We start from the raw sequence: 19,957 nt of genomic DNA on the forward strand, positions 1-19,957 counted from the left end.
TTCACCAGCCCAGCCAGGCCGCCAGCACCTGGGCGGCCTCGGGCGTGAAGCGGTCCTGCAGCAGCCATTGCACGAGCTGGTCGCGCTCTATCAGTGCAAAGGCCTGCACCTCGCCATCCTGGTTGCTGGGCTCCAGCGCAGCCGGCACGGTGGCGCTGAACCAGTCGATGCGTTCGCGCATGAAGCCACGGCCCTCGGCCTCGTCGCTGGGGCGCTCGAACAGTACGTGGCCGCCATGGCACAGGCCCTGCAGCTCGCCCACGCGCAGGCCGGCCTCTTCCCAGGTTTCACGCTGCACGGCTTGTTCCAGGGTATCGTGCGCGGCCACCATGCCGCCCATCAGCGTGTCCCACATGCCGGGGTTGGTGGGCTTGCTGTCGGCGCGCTGCTGCACCCAGATGCGGCCGTCGGCGGTCTCGCCCACCAGGTGCACGGCCAGGGTGGCAATGCCCAGCGGACGCACGGCGCCACGCTCCACGGTGCCAATGCGCTGGCCCTGGCCGTTGCACACGGCCAGTTGCTCATTGCGCCAGGGGCCGCTGTGGCCGCAGGCTCGCAGCACGCGCGCCAGGGCGTTGAGCAGGGCCGTGGCATCACCTTCGCCCTGCAGGTGCCAGTGGCCGGCCTGCTGCCGCAGCGCCACGCCATGGGCCTGCATCACCCCGTCCGGCAACTGCGCAGCCAGCCCATCTTCCAGCGAACCGATTTCCTCTGCCGCCACCTGAAGCGGCCGGCGCGGCTGCAGCGCAGGCTGGCGGGTTGCGGCGCGCACCCGGTTCAGCCATGCCTGCACGCCTGGGTCGGCTGGGCTCTTTTCCCCGTTCATGGCAGCAAGATGGTGGAGCCCGTGGTCCTGCGTGCCTCCAGGTCCAGATGGGCCTGGCGCACCTCGGCCAGCGGATAGCGCTGGTCGATGTGGATCTTCACGGCACCGCTTTCCACCACGGCGAACAAATCGTCGGCCATGGCCTGGGTGGCCTCGCGGCTGGTGATGTGGGAGAACAGGGTCTGGCGCGTCACATACAACGACTTGGCGGCCAGCACGGCGGGTGCGAAAGGCGCCACGGGACCGGATGCGTTGCCGAAGCTGACCATCAGCCCAAAGCGCCGCAGGCAGGCCAGCGAGCCTTCCCAGGTGTCCTTGCCCACGCTGTCGTAGACCACCTTCACGCCCTGGCCGCCCGTGATTTCCTGCACGCGTTCGGCGAAGTTCTCGCTGCGGTAGTTGATGGCATGGGCCGCGCCGTTGGCCAGGGCCAGCGCGCACTTCTCGTCCGAGCCTGCCGTGGCGATGAGCTGCAGGCCAATGGCCCTGGCCCATTGGCAGGCAATCAGGCCCACGCCACCGGCCGCCGCATGGAACAGCACGGCATCACCCGGTGCCAGGCCCTCCACCGGAATGCATTTCTTGAGCAGGTACTGGGCCGTCAGGCCCTTGAGCATCATGGCGGCAGCCGTCTCGAACGCGATGGCGTCGGGCAGGCGGCACACGCACATGGCGGGCATGACACGCACTTCGCTGTAGCTGCCCGGCGGATTGCTGGCATAGGCCACGCGGTCGCCCACGCCCAGGTGCTGCACGCCCTCTCCCACGGCCTCGACCACGCCTGCGCCCTCCATGCCCAGGCTCAAGGGCATGGGCAGCGAGTACAGGCCCGAACGCTGGTAGACATCGATGAAGTTCAGGCCCACCGCATGGTGGCGTATGCGCACCTGGCCCGGCCCGGGCTCGCCCACGGCGACCTGCACCAGCTCCAGGACTTCGGGGCCGCCGTTGTGGCGGATCTGCACTGCAATACCCATGGGATGCACTCCTGCAAAAAACCAACAAGAGCGGCATCGTGCCATGTTTCGGGAGGCCACGCGCAAGACGCTGCACCGGGCCCGCACAGGACTGGCGCAAGGCCGGCAAAGAGCGTTCGCAGCACCTATAGTGGCGGGCCTATGAGCCACACGAGCCCGCCGCTGAAGCTGTCCACCGCCGCCATCCTGACGCTGCCGCCCCTGCTGTGGGCCGGCAACGCCATCGTGGGCCGCCTGGTCCATGACCTGATCTCGCCGTTTGCGCTGAACTTCCTGCGCTGGGCCATTGCCTTTGTCCTGCTTGTGCCGCTGGCAGGATGGGCACTGGGCCGCAGCAGCGGCACCTGGAGCCACTGGCGGCAGTTCGCCGTGCTGGGCCTGCTGGGCATCGGCTGCTACAACGCGCTGCTGTATCTGGCGCTCAAGACCTCGACGCCGCTGAACGTCACCCTGGTCAGCTCCAGCATGCCGGTGTGGATGCTGGCCCTGGGCCGCATCGTATGGGGCATTCCCGTCAGCCGGCGCCAACTGCTGGGCGCACTGCTGTCGATGCTGGGCGTGGCCGTGGTGCTCTCGCGCGGAGATCCCGAGCTGCTGCTGCATCTGCAGCTCGTGCCCGGCGATCTGTTCATGGTGCTGGCCACCATGGTCTGGGCCCTCTACACCTGGCTGCTGTCCAAGGCGCAAGTCCCGCAGCGGCTGCGCTCGGACTGGGCAGGCTTTTTGCTGGCCCAGATGGTCTTCGGCCTGGTATGGTCCGGCCTGTTCACAGGCGGCGAGATGGCCATGGGCCAGTTCCACATTCAGTGGGGCTGGCCGCTGGGCGGGGCACTGCTGTTCATCGCCCTGGGCCCGGCCATCCTGGCCTACCGTTTCTGGGGGCTGGGCGTGCAGCGCAGCAGCCCGGCCGTGGCGGGCTTTTTCGGCAATCTGATCCCGCTGTTCACCGCCCTGCTGTCGATCGCGCTGCTGGGCGAAGCGCCGCGCCTGTACCACGGCCTGGCGTTCGTACTCATCGTGGGCGGCATCATGGTGTCTTCGCGCCGGGGATAGCCTTGGGCAGGCCGTGTGCCGCGGTGCGCACGGGCACCTTGGCCAGCAGCTGTTCGAACGCGCGGATGGGAACGGGCGGGCTGAACAGATAGCCCTGGAAGTACTCGCAGCCGTAGTGCGCCAGCAGGGCGCGCTGCTCCAGCGTTTCCACGCCTTCGGCGATCACATCCAGGTTGAGGTTGCGAGCCATGCCGATGATGGTCTGCACGATCACATCGTCGGTATGGCGCATGCCCAGGTGGCGCACGAAGGACTGGTCGATCTTGAGCTGGTTCAGCGGCAGCTGGGTGAGGTAGGTCAGCGAGGAATGGCCGGTGCCGAAGTCGTCCATGGAAAAGCACACGCCATGGCTGCGCAGCTGCTTCATCTTGGCGATGGACTCCTGCACGTTCTCGATCACCAGCGACTCGGTCAGCTCCAGCTTGAGCAGATGGGGGGCGATGCCTGCGCTGCGCACCTGCTCGATGACCTGGGAGGCAAAGTCCTGGTGGCGGAACTGGCGGGCACTGACATTCACGGCCACCTGCAGATGACGCAGCCGCGCATCCTTTTGCCAGGCAGCCAGCTGCTCGCAGGCCGTGCGCACCACCCACATGCCCAGCGGCACGATGATCTCGCTTTCCTCAGCCACGGCGATGAACATGCCGGGCGGCACCAGGCCGCGCTCGGGGTGGCGCCAGCGCAGCAGGGCTTCGGCACCGATGACCTCGCCTGCCAGCGTGAACTGGGGCTGGTAGTGCAGCTCGAACTGGGACTGCGCCAGGGCCTGGCGCAGGTCGCCCTCCATGCGCACGCGCTGGTGGATCTCCACCTGCATCTGCGGATCGAAGAAGCACAGGCCGCTGCCGTTGCGCGCCTTGATCTGGTACATGGCGATGTCCGCCTGCTTGAGCAGCTCGGCCGCCGACTGCGGCTGGCGGCCGAACAGCGTGGCGCCAATGCTGCAGGCGCTGCGGTGCAGGTGGGCACCCAGCACATAGGACTGGTTGAGCCGCGCCAGGATCTTCTCGCCAATGCGCTGGGCCAGCGTGGCCGCCTCGGCAGGCTCGTGCGACAGCTCGCAGAGCATGACCACGAATTCATCGCCCCCCAGGCGCGCCACCGTGTCCGAAGAGCGCACGGCGCTGCGCAGCCGGTGCGCCACCTGCTGCAGCAGCTGGTCGCCCACTTCATGGCCGAGCGTGTCGTTGAGCATCTTGAACTGGTCCAGGTCCAGGAACAGCAGCGCCCCGGTCCAGCCTTCGCGCGCAGCCAGCACCGTGGCCTGGGCCAGGCGATCCAGCAGCAGGCGGCGATTGGGCAGGCTGGTCAGAGGATCGTAGAAGGCCAGGCTTTCGATCTCGGCCGTGGCCAGCCGGATATCGGTGACATCGTTGTAGGTGATGACCACGCCGCCCTCGGCAGCCGGGCGCGCCGTCATCTGCACGAAACGGCCGCTGGCCAGTTGCTGCTCCATGGGGACGCCAGGACGCAGCACCAGTTGCCGGTGCAGGTCCTTCGCCTCATCGATCTGCTCCGGCGCCGCCACCAGACCCACGGCGCTGGGGCTGGCATCCAGCAGGGATTGCAGGGGCCGGCCGGGCTCCAGCTGATCCGCATGCCATGGAAACATCTCCTCGTAGCAGCGATTCCAGCGCAGCACGCGCTGCTGTGAATCCAGCAGCAAAAAGCCGCTGACCATGCTGTCCAGCGCCTGGTCCAGCCATTGCTCGGAGCGCTGTGCCTGACGGCGCGCGGCATGCAGGCGATCCATGTAGCGGTGGACCGTCCAGCCCAGTATGGCCAGCAGCACGCCGAAGATCATCACGGCCAGCACCATCAGCCAGGCCGCCACACGCCAGCCCGCCAGCACGGAGGACATGGGCAGGCTGGCCGTGACCCACAGATTGCCCTTGGGCAGCGGATGCGCGGCCACCAGGGCGGGCACGCGGCTCAGGCGTGCGGCCATGGGCATGACGCCGCTGGACGCCAACTGCGATGTCGCCGGCAGCAACCGCGCAGCCGAGGCCTCGCCGTAGGGGGGCATGGACAGCAGCAGCTCGCCGCTGCCCTGCTCCAGCGTGACTTCCAGTCCGTCCAGCACGCCGCCCTGGGCCAGCACCGCGCCCAGCGCCGCCACCGGCACCTGCATCAGCACATAGCCACCCTGCTGCGCACGGCTCAGCGGGCGCACCAGATAGAGCATGCGCTCGCCGCCCGGCGGCTGCGGCGCCACGGAGGGCGGGCTGGCCAGCAATTCTGAGCGGCTTTGGGCCGCAAGGCGCTCCCAGGCCTGGGCCGGCAGATCAATGGCCGGGCCATCGCCCGAAGCCGCCAGCTCGCGGCCCTTGGAGTCGTGCACGGAGGCGCGGCGCGCCAGCGTGTTCTGCCGCTCCATGGCGTGCAGCATCTCCTGCAGTTGCGGCTGCGAGGCCGATGCGGGATCGCGCGAACCCAGCCATTCATCCACCCCCATGGCCAGTGCGTCCAGGGATTCAAGGCTGCGGCTGATGGCCGCCTCGGTACCGAGCACAAAGCGCACCAGGCGCAGCGATGCCTCTTCCTGCGCGGTGGTGCGCATGCCGCTGAGCAGCCAGACGACGGCGGCCGCCAGGGCCACCGTCAGCAGCACGAGCATCAGGCCCAGGGTATGGCGCACGCCTGGGGGACTGAGCGCAGCCGCCGGGCGCGCGGAGGGGCCTGCAATCGCCTGCGACCAGTCCGTCTGGTGGGACAGTTCGCTCATCTCCCGGCTCCCTGCATGGCATGCGACATGGGCAGGCTGCGGCGAGGCCGCTGGCCGCGATGCAGGGCCGGGGTTTTCAAGACCGCCCCTGTCCGCCGCCCGTTTGCAACTGCGCGGCCATGCCTGGCACTGCCCGGGGCTTGCGGGCTCCGGAGGCGGTCATGGTCGCAGTGCCCTGGCGCATCAGAAGGTTCCTGCGTACAGGCCACCGTCGGGCAGGATGTTCTGGCCCGTCATGTAGCCTGCGTGGGCGCTGCACAGGAAGGCGCAGATGGCGCCGAATTCATCGGGCGTGCCGAAGCGGCGCGCCGGCACCTGGGATTGCTGCACCAGGCGCACATCGTCCAGGCTCTTGCCGCTCTTGTTGGCGGCGGCCGTGAAGGTGGTGCGCAGGCGGTCGGTGTCGAACTTGCCGGGCAGCAGGTTGTTGATGGTCACGCCCTTGGCCGCGATGCCGCTGCGCGCCAGGCCCGCCACAAAGCCCGTGAGGCCGCTGCGCGCGCCGTTGGACAGGCCCAGGATGTCGATGGGCGCCTTCACGGCGCTGGACGTGATGTTGACGATGCGGCCGAAGCCGCGTGCCGCCATGCCGTCCACCGTGGCCTTGATCAGCTCGATGGGCGTGAGCATGTTGGCGTCCACGGCCTTGAGCCAGGCCGCGCGGTCCCAGTCACGGAAATCGCCGGGAGGCGGGCCGCCCGCATTGGTGATGACGATATCGAAATCCACGCCCGGGCCGCCGGCGGCCGACAGCACGGCGGCACTGCCTTCCTCGGTGGTGATGTCGGCGGCAACGGCCAGCACCTTCACCTGCGGCGCGAGGGCCGCAAGGCTGGCCGCGGCCTCCTGCAGGGCCTCGGGATTGCGCGCATTGATCACCAGGTTCACACCCTCTTGCGCCAGCGCCTTGGCACAGCCAAAGCCCAGGCCCTTGCTGGCGCCACATACCAGGGCCCACTTGCCCGCGATTCCCAGATCCATGTCTCACTCCTGAACAAACACAACCTTGCTCGATCCTTGCAGAACGGCAGCGCACATTGTGCGCGAGGCTTCGACGCTTTCACGCCAAACGTGAGAAAACGTGAACTCGCCGGCGCACCGGCGAGCCCCTGGCGCTGCCTTCAATGCGCGCCGCCGCCGTGCTGGCCACGGAACAGCCTGTGGTGCAGCCTGCGCAAGGACCACCACACACCCAGCGCCACCACGGGAATGGCGACGGCGGCCGTGCTCTCCGGCGACCAGGGCCAGCCCAGGGCCTTGGCGCCCTTGGCCAGATAGCTGATCAGGCCCGTGAAGTAGTAGGTGATGGCGGCCACGGACAGGCCTTCCACCGTGGACTGCAGCTTGAGCTGCATGTCCTGGCGCTGGTTCATGGCGCCCAGCAGTTGCTGGCTGCTTTGCTGCTGCTCGATCTCCACGCGCGTGCGCAGCAGGCTGCTGACGCGCGAGACGCGCTCGGACAGCGCGTTCTGCCGCCGCGCCGCCCATTCGCAGGTGCTGCGCGCCGGCGTCAGGCGCCGGTCCATGAACTCGCGGATGGTCTGTATGCCGTCGATGCGTGATTCCTGGATGTCCTGAATGCGCTTGTCCACCAGCTCGAAATAGGCCGCACTGGCGGAAAAGCGCGAGTGCGTGGTGGCGTACTCGCTCTCCACCTGCCCGGCCAGGCGCGTGAGCCGGTCCAGCAGCGCCGGCTCGGCATCGCGGTCCGCCAGGCGGATGGAATGGGCCAGGGCCGCCAGGTCCCGCTCGGCCGTGGCCAGAACGGCAGCGGCCTGGCGGGCGGCAGGCAGGCCCAGCAAGGCCGCCATGCGGTAGGTCTCGATCTCCAGCAGGCGCTGCACCAGCCGCCCCAGGCGGCGCGGCGACAGCGATTCGCCGGCCAGCAGCAGCATGCGCGAGAAGCCATCGGCATGGATGGCGAAGTCCGTGTAGACCTTGCCCGCATCGCCGGCCACGCGTGCGCCCACCAGCGTGTCTTCCTGCAGCAGGTGGCGCACCAGGTGCGGCTCGTTGATCGCCTGTTCCTGCAAGGCCCACAGGTGCAGGCCGCTCAGGCACTGGCCAGGCAATGCAGCCAGCCAGTCGCGCGGCACGTAGTCGATGGCGGCCTCGGGCTCGCGCACATCGTCCATGCCGGCCTGCGACATGGGCTTGCTGAAGGTCCAGCAGACGAATTCCGTGTGCAGCTCCCAGCGCAGGTGAAAGGCGCCCAGATCGATGAGCACATGCGTGGTCGCCGCATCGGGCGGGGGCAGGTGGTGGTTGCGCAGCAGGGTGGCCACATGGGCGCGGCTGGCCTCGCGCTGGGCCGCGTCGGTGAGCATCACCACGTGGGTGATGGCCAGCGGCGCCTGCATTTCCTCGGCTGGACGCGCATGGATCTCGTTGTGCAGCAGCACGCGCAGCGGGTGCTGGGATGACAGAAGTGGGGACATCGTGACCTCGAAAGACTGCGCGCTATTGTGCAGGCACGGGCGCTGCGTCCTCCTGCCATCCGGGATCAACAGCTTTCACGTGCATTTCTCGTCGACGCAAAAAAAACGGCCCCGAAGGGCCGTCAAGCAACATGGTTGCAGCGCTGAGGCGATCAATCCTCGACGAATGCTTCTTCGCGCTTGTTCTTCACTGCGGGCATCAGCACCACCACCAGCAGCACCACGGCGGCGAGCAGCAGGCCGGCCGAGATCGGACGGGTCACGAACACGCTCCAGTCGCCACGCGACAGCAGCAGCGCACGGCGCAGGTTTTCTTCCATCATCGGGCCCAGGATGAAGCCCAGCAGCAAGGGAGCCGGTTCGGTGCCCAGCTTGTGGAACACATAGCCCACGAAGCCGAAGATACCCACCATCCACACGTCCCAGGTGTTGTTGTTGGTACCGTACACGCCGATCGCGCAGAACAGCACGATGGACGGGAACAGCCAGCGGTAGGGCACGGTCAGCAGCTTGATCCAGACGCCGATCAGCGGCAGGTTCAGGACGATCAACATCAGGTTGCCGATCCACATCGAGGCGATCAGGCCCCAGAACAGCTCGGGGTTGCTGGTCATCACCTGCGGGCCCGGCTGGATGTTGTGGATGGTCATCGCGCCCACCATCAGTGCCATCACGGCGTTGGGCGGAATGCCCAGCGTCAGCAGCGGGATGAAGGAGGTCTGCGAACCTGCGTTGTTGGCCGACTCGGGCGCGCACACGCCACGGATGTTGCCTTGGCCGAAGGGGACTTCGCCCGGCTTGAGCTTGGTCTTCTTCTCGATGGTGTAGGCAGCAAAGGCCGACAGCATGGCACCGCCACCGGGCAGGATACCCAGGGCAGAACCCAGGGCCGTGCCGCGCAGCATGGCAGGCAGCATGCGCTTGAAGTCCTCGGCGGTGGGCATCAGGCCCGTCACCTTGGCTGCGAACACTTCGCGCTCGTCCTCGGGCTTGGACAGGTTGGCAATGATTTCGCCGTAGCCGAACACGCCCATGGCGATCACGACGAAGTCGATACCGTCGGTCAGTTCGGGAATGTCGAAGCTGTAGCGGGCCACACCGGAGTTCACGTCGGTACCGACCATGCCCAGCAGCAGGCCCAGCACGATCATCGCAATGGCCTTGAGCAGCGAGCCCGAAGCCAGCACCACGGCGCCGATCAGGCCCAGGGTCATCAGCGAGAAGTACTCAGCAGGGCCGAACTTGAAGGCCACTTCCGTCAGCGGAGGCGCGAAGGCGGCCAGGATCACGGTGCCCACGCAGCCTGCGAAGAACGAGCCGAGTCCTGCGGCAGCGAGAGCGGGTCCCGCTCGCCCCTTTCTGGCCATCTGGTAGCCGTCGATCACGGTCACCACGGACGAGGATTCACCCGGCAGGTTCACCAAAATGGCGGTGGTCGAGCCACCGTACTGCGCACCGTAGTAGATACCGGCCAGCATGATCAGCGCCGCCACCGGAGGCAGGGCGTAGGTCGCTGGCAGCAGCATGGCGATCGTTGCCACGGGGCCGATGCCTGGAAGCACGCCGATGAGCGTACCGAGCAGACAGCCGACGAAGCAGTAGATCAGGTTCTGGAAAGTGAAGGCGACGCCGAAGCCGGTCGCCAGGTTCTGAAAAAGTTCCACGGACGATGCTCCTGCTTAGCCGGTGATGAAGCTGGGCCAGACGGGGAACTGCAGATTCAGTGCCCACACGAAGGCCACATAGCTGCCTACGGCAAGAACGGTGGCCAGAATTGCCACTTCCTTGAAGTTGAAGCTATGGCCGCCCAGGCTGGCGATGAACACCAGCGCATAGATGGCGACGATCAGACCGAACTGGGGAATGCCCAGATTGGGAACGCCGACCAGCAGGATGCCGAAGGCAAAGTTCGCGGCCAGGATGAAGAACACCTGCTTCCACGCCCACTTGCCGATCTTGTCACCGCCGGAGGGTCCCTTGGTCAGGCCGGAGAAGCAGATGGCCGTGCCCAGAATGGACATCAGCACACCCAGGATCAGCGGGAAGTAGCCCGGGCCCATGCGGGCACCGGTGCCGACGGTGTAGTTGGTTGCGCCGATCGCAAAAGCGAGGCCGACAACCAAAAACATCACGCCGGAAAAAAAGTCTTTCTGACTCTTGATTTTCACGAGAATGTCTCCTTACGGAATCACGACCCGGCGATTTTGCGTTCAGAAAAACTGTGTCCGAATGTGGATTCCACCTACAAAGGGCATACCCTCATGTCCTACCCGCATGAGGAAAAAAGGGTGCCCATGCCAGGCACCCCATCCATCATTGGCAACGGCCTGCGCAAGAGCAGGCACTTACGTTTTTATCCGCCAGTCAGCCCAGCAGGGGCGTGCTGGCCATGACCTCTTGCAGCGTGGTCACGCCTTCGGCCACGCGCAGGGCTCCGGCCAGGCGCAGCGGACGCATGCCGTCCTGCACGGCCTGGCGGCGCAGCGCATCCATGGACGGCGAGGTGTGGATCTGCTGCTTGAGCGCCTCGCTCACGGTCAGCAGCTCGTACAGGCCCATGCGCCCGCGAAAGCCCGTCATGCGGCAATCCACGCAGCCCACGGGCTTGTAGGGCTGGTAGCTGCCTGACAGTTTCCAGGGCCGCACGGCCTCGGCCAGCGTGGCGGCCGAAGTCTCCTCGTCGCGCTGCTTGCATTGCGGGCACAGCGTGCGCACCAGGCGCTGGGCCAGCACGCCCAGCAGCGTGGCGTTGATCAGGTAGGGCGGCACGCCCAGCTCCATCAGCCGGCTCACGGCGCTGGGCGCATCGTTGGTGTGCAGCGTGGAGAACACCAGGTGGCCGGTCAGCGCGGCCTGCACGGCCATCTCGGCCGTGGCCAGGTCACGGATTTCGCCCACCATGATGATGTCCGGGTCCTGGCGCATCAGCGAGCGCAGTCCCTCGGTGAAGCCGAAGTCCAGCTGCGTCTGCACCTGGGTCTGGTTGAAGCTGGGCTCGATCATTTCGATCGGGTCCTCCACGGTGCTGACGTTGACCTCCTCCGTGGCCACGCGCTTGAGCGTGGAGTACAGCGTGGTGGTCTTGCCCGAGCCCGTGGGACCGGTCACGAGGATGATGCCGTGCGGGCGGCGCACCAGCTCGTTCCAGCGCTGGGCGTCATGGCTGGTGAAGCCCAGGGCGTCCAGGTCCTTGACCGTGTTGTCGGGGTCGAAGATCCGCATCACCAGCTTTTCGCCAAAAGCCGTGGGCAGCGTGGACAGGCGCATTTCCACCTCGTCGCCGCGCGGGTTGCGGGTCTTGATGCGCCCATCCTGGGGGCGGCGCTTTTCCACCACGTCCATGCGCCCGAGCAGCTTCACGCGCGAGACCATGGCGTTGAGCACGCCCATGGGCACCTGGTAGACCGGATGCAGCACGCCGTCGATGCGAAAGCGGATCACGCCCTGGTCGCGCCGGGGCTCCATGTGGATGTCGCTGGCGCGCTGGTCGAAGGCGTATTGCCACAGCCAGTCCACCACGCGCACCACGCCCTGGTCGTTGGCATCGAGCTGCTTGCTGCTGTTGCCCAGCTCCACCAGTTGCTCGAAGCTGGCCGCGCTGGCCGCACCGCCGGCCTTCTCGGCAGCGCGCACCGACTTGGCCAAGGCGAAGAACTCGCCCGTGTAGCGCTTGAGGTCCACCGGACTGGCCAGCACGCGGCGCACCTTGCGGCGCGCCTGGCGCTCGACCTCGGCTACCCAGTCGTCGATGAACGGCTCGGCCGTGGCCACCACCACTTCCTGCGGCGACACCTGCACGGGCAGCACCTTGTGGCGCTCGGCATAGCTGGCGCTCATGATTTCGCCCACGCGGCCCGCATCCACGCGCAGCGGGTCGATGCGCAGGTAGGCCAGGCCGCTGCGGCTCGCCAGGTACTGGGTCAGCTCCTCGATGTCCAGCGCGCGCCCGTCACCGGCCCGGGCCACGCCCACGTTGGCCAGCCGGACCAGCGGGTGCTGGGTGCTCTCGGCCTGCGAGCAGCGCGCCACGGTGCGCTGGGCCTCTTCGGCCGTGATCACGCCGTCGGCCTGCAGCCACTGCACCAGCCTGCGCCAGTCCAGGGGCCCCGAAGGATTGCGCGGAGCGACGGCGGTTGTGGGCTGTGCGGTGGAGGTCGGGTCGGACATGGCGTTGGGCCGGAAGCTGAACTGCGCCCTATGGTAAGCCTGCCGGCCTCCCTGCCCGGCCAGCCCGCTCTACCAGGGCCGCACGAAGATCTTGGGCCAGCGCGTGGTGGGCAGGTCCCAGCGGGCCTGCACCTGGGCGCTGGCGGCCTGCAGCGCTGCGGGGTCGAGCGCGCGCGGGGTGCGCTGGGCCAGCACCACGGTGTTGCCTTCGCGCGTGGGGCGGAAGGCCCACATGGCCTCTTCGCCAAAGGCTTCGGCCATGCGTGCCAGGCTGCGCTCGTAGCTGGAGGTGCGGCCGAACAGGTTGACGGTCATGATGCCGTCCTCGGTCAGCAGATTGCGGCAATCGGCATAGAACTCGGCGCTGTCCAGCACGGGCGCGGCCGCATCGTGGTCATAGAGATCAACGGCCAGCGCATCGACCGTGCCCAGCCACTGGCTCTTGCGGATTTCCTGGGCCGCATCGGCCAGCACCACGCGCAGCGTGTCGCTGTCGGGCGGCAGCTTGAACCAGCTGCGGCACACGGCCAGCACCTGCGGGTTCAGCTCGATGGCCGTGGTGCGCATGCGCAGCTTCTTGTGGCAGAACTTGGTGATGGCCGCGGCGCCCAGGCCCAGCTGCATGGCATGGCGGCCGGCCACGCTGGCGGGTTCCATGAACAGCAGCCAGCCCATCATGCGCTGCACGTACTCCAGCTCGATCTCGAAGGGCTCGCGTATGCGCATGGAGCCCTGTATCCAGGGCGTGCCCAGGTGCAGGTGGCGCACATCGCCATCGTCGGAGACGCTGACTTCGGGCAGCTCGGCATCTGCGGCGTTGGCGGGAGAGGAAGGGGCGGCCTTGGCGGCGCCACGGGTCTTGCGTATCACGTCGGGAAAAATGGAAAGATTCAGAGCAGTTGATGGAGAGCCAGCGCCTCGCGCCAGGCCTGGACCTTGCGTTCGAAACGCCAGCTCGCGTTGGCCGGGCTGGTCGATGGCAGCTTCACGGCAGCCAGGCCCAGGGCCTGCGTGCGGCCGGCGTGCTTGTAGCTTTCTCCACCGTTGTGCAAGGCCAGCGTCAACTGCGGGCAGTGCGTGCGCAGCCCAGCGAAGTCGTTCACCTCGGCAGCGCGGATGGCGCTGTCCAGGCTGCCTTCGCGCTCGCAGCTGGCGTACACATCCCACAGCCCCAGGCCCCGGGCCAGCAGCCATTCGCAGCGGCCCGCATAGTCATCGCGGCCGGGCTGCGGATACTCGGGCCACAAGGCCTGGAGCAGGGGCCAGAACTGGTTTTGCGGATGGGCATAGTACTGCTGCAATTGCAGCGATCGCAGGCCCGGAAAGCTACCCAGCACCAGGGCCCGGGTCCGCGCATCGGCCACCGGCGCCAGGCCCTGCCAGCGCGGGGTGCCGGGGGGCGGCAGGTCGGGAACGGTCAAGGACATGGCCGGCATTGTCGCCCAGCGGTCGCCGGGCTGCTGGCAGCGGGCGGCAAGACCGCTCAGGTTCAGGTTCCGCTCAAGCCTGGTTCAGGCCATGGCGGGCAGGCCTCGCAGCGCGGCACGCGCGTTGCGGCCCGTGGCCTCGGCCAGGGCCTGGGGCGTGATGCCGCGCAGTTGCGCAATCACATCCGCAATGCGTGCCAGCTCGGCCGGCGTGTTGCGGCCCTGGGCCTGGCCCTGGGCGCGCTGCCCGGCCGTGGTGTAGAGCCAGTGCGGCGGAATGTCGGGAGCGTCGGTTTCCAGCACCAGCGCGTCCAGCGGCAAGCTGGCTGCCAGCTCGCGCAGCCTGAGCGCGCGGTCATAGGTCACGGCGCCGCCGAAGCCCAGCTTGAAACCCAGGTCGATGAAGGCCTGGGCCTGCTGCCCGCTGCCGTTGAAGGCATGGGCAATGCCGCCCGCCACGGGCCGTGCACGCAGGGTCTTGAGCAGCCGGTCGCTGGACTTGCGCACATGCAGGATGACCGGGAGATCGAACTCGCGCGCCAGCGCGATCTGCTGCTCGTAGAACCAGACCTGCCGCTGTGCGTCCAGCCCCGGCACGAAGAAGTCCAGCCCGATCTCGCCCACGGCCACCAGTTGGGGATCGCCACGCAGCCGGTCCAGCGTCTCGCGCAATGCGGCAATGTCCTGCTCGCGGGCATTGGGCGTGTACAGCGGATGGATGCCCAGCGCATAGCTGTCGCCATGGCGCCGCGCCAGCGCCACCACCGTGTCCCAGTGCTCGCGCGCCACGGCCGGAATCACCAGATGCGCAACGCCTGTCTCGGCCGCCTGCGCGCGCACGGCATCGCGGTCGGCATCGAATTCAGGGGCATCGAGGTGGCAGTGGGTGTCTATCCAGGCGGGCATGGCCGCATCATGCCACCGGCCCGGGCAGCGCCCGTCCAAGGGGCAGACGAGGCCCGGAGCAAGGGCAAACCCTTGGCTTATTGCGAGTCAGCTCCGTTTGACAAAATCAATACACGAATGGCTTGCGCCTCCATAAAAATACATAAAGTAACACTTACACCCCGCATCGGGCTCCCGCATCACCGGCCGGCATGCTTTGGAGAGAGGAATTCCCATGAAGCGCTCAGCATGGAGTCGAATCCTGGACCTCGGTGGCGCACGCCGCAAGGCGGAGCTTGACGGGCAATTGGCCGCCATACACAAGTCCCAGGCGGTGATCGAGTTCGACCTGCAAGGCCATGTGCTGGCTGCCAACCAGAACTTCCTGGACACCATGGGCTACGAGGAGCACGAGGTCATCGGCCAGCACCACCGCATGTTCGTGGACAGCCAGGTCAGCGAATCCCCCGAATACGCCCAGTTCTGGCAGCGCCTGGGCAGCGGCATCCACGATGCGGGGCGCTACCGGCGCATCGCCAGGGATGGGCGCGATGTCTGGCTGCAGGCCAGCTACAACCCCATCTTCGACCGGCATGGCCGGCCCTTCAAGGTGGTGAAGTACGCCACCGACATCACCGAGCAGCAGCGCCGCAACGCCGATGCCGAAGGCCAGCTGGCGGCCATCTCCAAGGTGCAGGCCATCATCGAGTTCGACCTGGACGGCAACATCCTCCATGCCAACCGCCTGTTCCTGCAGGCCATGGGCTACACGCTGGACGAGGTCGTCGGGCGGCACCACAGCATGTTCGTCCAGCCCCATGAGCGCCAAAGCGCCGAATACGCGCAGTTCTGGCGCAAGCTGGGCAGCGGCCAGCACGATGCAGGCCAGTACCTGCGCATCGGCAAGCACGGCCGCCAGGTCTGGATCGAGGCCAGCTACAACCCCATCCTCGATGCCGACGGCCGGCCCTTCAAGGTAGTCAAGTACGCCCGCGATATCACGCGCCGCTTCACGGCCGCGCAGACCCTGGGCGAGGCCATGCAGGGCCTGAGCGAAAGCGCCGAGCACGCAGGCCAGGCCAATGAACTGGCCCGCCAGGCCTGCCTGGTGGCCGAGCAGGGCGGGCGCACGGTGCACGAGGTGATGGGCACCATGGAGTCCATCAGCGCCAGCTCGCGCAAGATCAGCGACATCATCGGCGTGATGGACGGCATCGCCTTCCAGACCAATATCCTGGCGCTGAACGCCGCCGTGGAGGCGGCCCGCGCCGGCGAGCAGGGCCGGGGCTTTGCCGTGGTGGCCGGCGAGGTGCGGGCACTGGCGCAGAACAGTGCCGCCGCCGCCAAGGAGATCAAGCAGCTCATCCACACCTCGGTGGAGCAGGTGGCTCTGGGCGCCGAGCAGGTGCGACAGGCCGGCGGGACCATGCAGGAAATCGTGGATTCCTCCCACCAGGTCACGGCCATCATGGGCGACGTGGTGCAGGCCTCCATGGCGCAGTCTGCGCGGCTGCGCGAGGTCACGGCCGACCTGACGGCCCAGAGCGTGAACATCGGCGACACGCCCCGCGCGCAACCCGTGCGCAAGTCGCTGCCGGCGGCCATGGTTCCCGAGGCCCCGCAGATCAAGGCGGCGCCAGCGCCCTCCGTGGTGCCTGTGCGCACGCCGCACATGGGCGGCAAGCTGCTGCGCATGGCCTGACGCCGGAGCGCGCAGGACGGCGCACGCAGGACCCAGTACAGGGTCAGGCCAGCTGTCCCTGCACCAGGCGCACCATGCGGTCGCAGCGCGCCGCGAGCTGCTCGTCGTGCGTGACCATCACAAAGGCCGTGCCATGGCTGCGCGCCAGCTCCAGCATCAGGCGGAACACGGTGTCGGCCGTGCTGCGGTCCAGGTTGCCGGTGGGCTCGTCGGCCAGCACGCAGGCAGGCTGCGTGACCAGGGCGCGGGCAATGGCCACGCGCTGGCGCTCGCCCCCCGACAGCTCGGCCGGCCGGTGCAGCATGCGTTCGCCCAGGCCCACGGCCGCCAGCATGCGTGCGGCGCGCTCCATGCACTCGGCCCGGTCGTCGCGGCGTATGCGCAGCGGCATGGCCACGTTGTCCTGGGCGCTGAATTCGGGCAGCAGATGGTGGAACTGGTAGATGAATCCCAGGTGCCTGTTGCGCAGCGCACCCTGCTTCTGGGCGCTGAGTTCATGCAGGGGCTCGCCCTTGAGGGTGACGCTGCCGCTAGTGGGGGCATCCAGCCCGCCCAGCAGGTGCAGCAGCGTGCTCTTGCCCGAGCCCGAGGCGCCGACAATGGCCAGCGTCTCGCCCGCACGCACCTGCAGGTCGACCCCTGCCAGCACCTGCACGTTGAGCCGTCCTTCGGCGAAGCGCTTGGTCAGGCCGCGCGCATCGAGGACCACGGCGCCCTGCTGGGACACTTCGAAACCGGGCATCACATTCACTTCATTCATAGCGCAGCGCCTCGGCGGGGTTCACGCGGCTGGCGCGCCAGCTGGGATAGATGGTGGCGACAAAGGCCAGGACCAGGGAGATCACGGCGATGGGCATGATGTCGCTGTACTGCGGATCGCTGGGCATCTTGCTGATCAGGTAGATGTCCTTGGGCAGGAAGTTGGCATGCAGCAGGCGCTCGATGGCCGGCACGATGACATCGATGTTGAAGGCAATGCCCAGGCCCAGCAGCAGGCCCGCGAAGGTGCCGATGACGCCCACCATGGCGCCCTGCACCATGAAGATTCCCATGATGCTGGACGGCGAGGCGCCCAGCGTGCGCAGGATGGCGATGTCGGCGCGCTTGTCGGTCACCGTCATCACCAGCGTGGACACGAGGTTGAACGCAGCCACGGCCACGATGAGCGTGAGGATGATGAACATCATGCGTTTTTCCAGCTGCACGGCCGCGAACCAGGTGCGGTTCTGCTGGGTCCAGTCGCGGATCAGCAGGCGGTCGGTGATGGTGTGGGCCAGTTCCATGGCCACGCGCGGCGCCTCGTGCAGGTCCTTGAGCTTCAGGCGGATGCCAGTCGGCCCTTCCAGGCGGAACAGGCGCTGCGCGTCCTCGTAATGCATCATCACCAGGGCCGAGTCGTATTCGTAGTGGCCGGAGTCGAAGGTGCCTGCCACATGCATCTGCTTGAGGCGCGGCACCACGCCGGCCGGCGTGACCTGGCCGCCCGGGGCGATCAGCGTGACCATGTCGCCCTGGCGTACGCCCAGCGAGCGCGCCAGCTCCACGCCCAGCACCACGTTGAACTCGCCAGGCACCAGGCGCTTGAGCACCTCGGCATTGGTGGCGGCCACGTCGGTGACCTCGCCCTCGCGCGCCGGATCGATGCCGCGCACCAGCGTGCCCTTCATGTCCTCGCCACGCGCCAGCAGCGCCTGGGCCGCGACGAAGGGTGCGGCGCCCAGCACGTCGGGGTTGGCGCGCGCCTCGCGCATGGTGCGCTCCAGATCGGGCAGCGCCGCACCCTGGGGCGCGAAGATCTCGATGTGCGAGACCACGCTGAGCATGCGGTCGCGCACTTCCTTCTGGAAGCCGTTCATCACGCTGAGCACGATGATCAGCGCCGCCACACCGAGGGCGATGCCCAGCATGGAGACGCCGGAGATGAACGAGATGAAGCCGTTGCGGCGCGTGGCGCGCCCGGCCCGGGTGTAGCGCCAGCCGACGGCCAGTTCGTAGGGAAATTGCATGGGCATGCATTGTGTCATCGCCCGCAGGCCCTGCATGGCGGCAGGCTTTGCCGTCGGCGTGTCAGCGCCGGTGCCGTCCGCGGTCCACGCGCGGCAGGGCGTCGTAGCGGCCCTCTGCCTCCAGCGTCAGCGCATGGCGCTGCAGCCTGGCCAGCAAGGTGTCGAATTGTTCAAGTTCCTCGTCGCTGAGCACGGACACCAGGTCCAGATGGATCTGGGCCATGCGCGGCAGGATCAGGCCGTACATGCGCCGCCCCTCGGCGGTCAGCGACACGGCCACGCGGCGGCGGTCGCCGGGCAGGGGGCTGCGCTGCACCCAGCCCTTTTCCTCCAGCCCGCTGAGGGCGCGCGAGGTGCGTGCGCGGTCCAGCTGCGCGCGTTCGGCCAGCTCCGACGACAGCAGGCCCTCGTTGGCAGCCACCGTGGCCATCACGCCCCACTCGCGGCGCGTGATGCCGAAATGCGCCTCGCACATGCGCATGGCCACGCCGCCGGCCGCACCAAAGTAGCGGTTGATGCGAAACAGCAGCATCTGCTGGATGGACGTGGGGGCTGGACGGGTATTCACGGGGAACAGTTGATTAGATCAATTGCTGCAGGGACTTCTACAGTGGCCCCGTCCGGAAAGGAGACAACGGGAGCCACCGTCCGGAGCCGGCCTGGGGATTCTCGCAAAGCCCGGCGCCCCCGCAGCGCAGAAAGTTCGCCACCATGTTTTCCCTGTTCCAAGCCACCCATGCCACCCATGCCTTGCGCAGCCCGCTGCTGCGGGCCGGCCTGGCCCTTCTGCTGGGCCTGGGCTCCGGCGCTGGCGCCCGGGCCGATGCGGCCGCCGATGCTGCCGCCTGGCCCGCCAAACCCGTGCGCATCGTCGTCGCCTTCGCGCCCGCTGGCGCCGCCGACATTCTGGCGCGCAGCCTGGGCGAGGTACTGCAGCGTGAGCTCAAACAGCCCTTCGTCGTGGACAACCGGCCCGGCGCGGGCGGCAACATCGGCACCGACAACGCGGCCAAGGCACCCGGCGACGGCTACACGCTGCTGGTCGGCATCGACACGACCTTCACCGTCAATCCCTTCATCTACAAGAGCATGCCCTTCAAGGGCACGGACCTGCGCCCCGTGATGATGATCGCCTCGCAGGGAATGATGGTGGCCGTGAATCCCCGCACCGGCCTCAGGACCCTGGACCAGTTCATCGCCCAGGGCAAGAGAAGCGGCCTGACGCTGGGCTCGGCCGGCTACGGCACGCCGGGCCACCTGGCCTCGGCCATCCTGACCCATGCCACGGGCGCCAAGGTCAGCCACGTGCCCTACAAGGGCAACGCCCCGGCCAGCACGGCCGTGCTGGCCGGCGAGGTGGACGGCGGCATCATCAGCTCCTCGGCCATGCTGGGCCAGGTGGCGGCCGGCAAGGTCGTGCCGCTGGCCGTGACCACGCGCCAGCGCAACCCGCTGGTGCCCGGCGTACCCACCGTGGGCGAGCTGGGCCACAAGGAGCTGGAGCAGGAAGTGCTGTTCGCCCTGTGGGTGCCGGCCGCCACGCCCGAGCCGCTGGTCGCCAGGATCCAGGCCGCGCTGGAAAAGGCCATGAAGGATCCGGCCCTGCGCGAGCGCATGCGCGCCAACGACCTGTTCTATGAAGGCCTGACCGGCCCGGCCGCCGCCGAACGCATACAGGCGCTGGCCGACCGCTACCGGACCGTGATCCAGTCCACCGGAATGAAGATGGAATGAGCGCCGCCGCTTCCCGC

The 19,957-nt window shown here is 67.9% G+C and carries 17 protein-coding genes; 3 read left to right on the top strand and 14 right to left on the bottom strand.

The features are described from left to right. Position 1 precedes the first annotated feature (1 nt). Together ACF8ML_RS02695 and ACF8ML_RS02700 are read right to left on the bottom strand one after the other, a co-directional pair. Positions 2–826, bottom strand: coding sequence for an NUDIX domain-containing protein (locus tag ACF8ML_RS02695; protein ID WP_392406214.1), 825 nt, complete (start codon positions 824–826; stop codon positions 2–4). Next, complete coding sequence (locus ACF8ML_RS02700) at positions 823–1,803, bottom strand: quinone oxidoreductase family protein (RefSeq protein ID WP_392406216.1); 981 nt, start codon at positions 1,801–1,803, stop codon at positions 823–825. The genes ACF8ML_RS02695 and ACF8ML_RS02700 overlap by 4 nt, the downstream gene beginning before the upstream one ends. A gap of 141 nt (positions 1,804–1,944) precedes the next feature. On the opposite strand from ACF8ML_RS02700, the gene ACF8ML_RS02705 reads away from it, so the two are divergent. Beyond that, entirely contained in the window at positions 1,945–2,856 is a 912-nt protein-coding gene (locus ACF8ML_RS02705; protein WP_016445740.1) for a DMT family transporter, read from the top strand. Here ACF8ML_RS02705 and ACF8ML_RS02710 read toward each other — a convergent pair. The 9 genes from ACF8ML_RS02710 to ACF8ML_RS02750 all read right to left on the bottom strand — a co-directional run bounded on the left by ACF8ML_RS02710 (position 2,831) and on the right by ACF8ML_RS02750 (position 14,519). Then, positions 2,831–5,581, bottom strand: a complete 2,751-nt coding sequence (locus tag ACF8ML_RS02710; protein ID WP_046984437.1) for an EAL domain-containing protein — start codon at positions 5,579–5,581, stop codon at positions 2,831–2,833. The genes ACF8ML_RS02705 and ACF8ML_RS02710 overlap by 26 nt on opposite strands. A 183-nt stretch (positions 5,582–5,764) precedes the next feature. Continuing rightward, positions 5,765–6,562 carry an SDR family oxidoreductase gene (locus tag ACF8ML_RS02715; RefSeq protein WP_392406219.1) on the bottom strand — a complete coding sequence of 266 codons (798 nt, stop codon included), beginning with the start codon at positions 6,560–6,562 and terminating at the stop codon, positions 5,765–5,767. Between the two features lie 140 nt (positions 6,563–6,702). Continuing rightward, on the bottom strand, positions 6,703–8,019 hold the full coding sequence (locus ACF8ML_RS02720) for a DUF3422 family protein (protein ID WP_016445737.1): 1,317 nt from the start codon (positions 8,017–8,019) through the stop codon (positions 6,703–6,705). A 152-nt stretch (positions 8,020–8,171) separates the two neighbouring features. Next, the gene (locus ACF8ML_RS02725; RefSeq protein ID WP_016445736.1) at positions 8,172–9,683 is read right to left on the bottom strand and encodes a tripartite tricarboxylate transporter permease; all 1,512 of its coding nucleotides are present in this window, start codon (positions 9,681–9,683) and stop codon (positions 8,172–8,174) included. A 15-nt stretch (positions 9,684–9,698) separates the two neighbouring features. Further along, on the bottom strand, positions 9,699–10,187 hold the full coding sequence (locus ACF8ML_RS02730) for a tripartite tricarboxylate transporter TctB family protein (RefSeq protein ID WP_016445735.1): 489 nt from the start codon (positions 10,185–10,187) through the stop codon (positions 9,699–9,701). Positions 10,188–10,383: 196 nt separating this feature from the next. Further along, on the bottom strand, positions 10,384–12,186 hold the full coding sequence (locus tag ACF8ML_RS02735) for a GspE/PulE family protein (protein WP_016445734.1): 1,803 nt from the start codon (positions 12,184–12,186) through the stop codon (positions 10,384–10,386). A 69-nt stretch (positions 12,187–12,255) separates the two neighbouring features. Beyond that, positions 12,256–13,056, bottom strand: a complete 801-nt coding sequence (locus ACF8ML_RS02740; RefSeq protein ID WP_016445733.1) for a hypothetical protein — start codon at positions 13,054–13,056, stop codon at positions 12,256–12,258. Positions 13,057–13,076: 20 nt separating this feature from the next. After that, positions 13,077–13,622 carry a DNA-deoxyinosine glycosylase gene (locus ACF8ML_RS02745; RefSeq protein ID WP_016451089.1) on the bottom strand — a complete coding sequence of 182 codons (546 nt, stop codon included), beginning with the start codon at positions 13,620–13,622 and terminating at the stop codon, positions 13,077–13,079. 75 nt (positions 13,623–13,697) lie between these two features. Then, on the bottom strand, positions 13,698–14,519 hold the full coding sequence (locus ACF8ML_RS02750; RefSeq protein ID WP_043789797.1) for a TatD family hydrolase: 822 nt from the start codon (positions 14,517–14,519) through the stop codon (positions 13,698–13,700). A gap of 214 nt (positions 14,520–14,733) precedes the next feature. Between ACF8ML_RS02750 and ACF8ML_RS02755 the strand changes: the two genes are divergently transcribed. Then, complete coding sequence (locus ACF8ML_RS02755) at positions 14,734–16,200, top strand: methyl-accepting chemotaxis protein (protein ID WP_392406223.1); 1,467 nt, start codon at positions 14,734–14,736, stop codon at positions 16,198–16,200. A gap of 43 nt (positions 16,201–16,243) precedes the next feature. Here the strand turns inward: ACF8ML_RS02755 and lolD are convergent, their stop codons facing one another. The 3 genes from lolD to ACF8ML_RS02770 form a co-directional block, all read right to left on the bottom strand. Further along, positions 16,244–16,960 carry a lipoprotein-releasing ABC transporter ATP-binding protein LolD gene (gene lolD, locus ACF8ML_RS02760; protein WP_013800885.1) on the bottom strand — a complete coding sequence of 239 codons (717 nt, stop codon included), beginning with the start codon at positions 16,958–16,960 and terminating at the stop codon, positions 16,244–16,246. Continuing rightward, complete coding sequence (locus ACF8ML_RS02765; protein WP_026062761.1) at positions 16,953–18,206, bottom strand: lipoprotein-releasing ABC transporter permease subunit; 1,254 nt, start codon at positions 18,204–18,206, stop codon at positions 16,953–16,955. Before ACF8ML_RS02765 ends, lolD begins: the two co-directional genes overlap by 8 nt. A gap of 61 nt (positions 18,207–18,267) precedes the next feature. Then, positions 18,268–18,738: a MarR family winged helix-turn-helix transcriptional regulator gene (locus ACF8ML_RS02770; RefSeq protein WP_016445728.1), complete on the bottom strand. Its 471-nt coding sequence runs from the start codon at positions 18,736–18,738 to the stop codon at positions 18,268–18,270. A 179-nt stretch (positions 18,739–18,917) separates the two neighbouring features. On the opposite strand from ACF8ML_RS02770, the gene ACF8ML_RS02775 reads away from it, so the two are divergent. Further along, the gene (locus ACF8ML_RS02775) at positions 18,918–19,940 is read left to right on the top strand and encodes a tripartite tricarboxylate transporter substrate binding protein (protein ID WP_392406225.1); all 1,023 of its coding nucleotides are present in this window, start codon (positions 18,918–18,920) and stop codon (positions 19,938–19,940) included. Positions 19,941–19,957 lie beyond the last annotated feature (17 nt).

This window comes from Delftia sp. WSY_10 (assembly GCF_043104705.1).
Lineage (GTDB): Bacteria > Pseudomonadota > Gammaproteobacteria > Burkholderiales > Burkholderiaceae_C > Comamonas > Comamonas tsuruhatensis.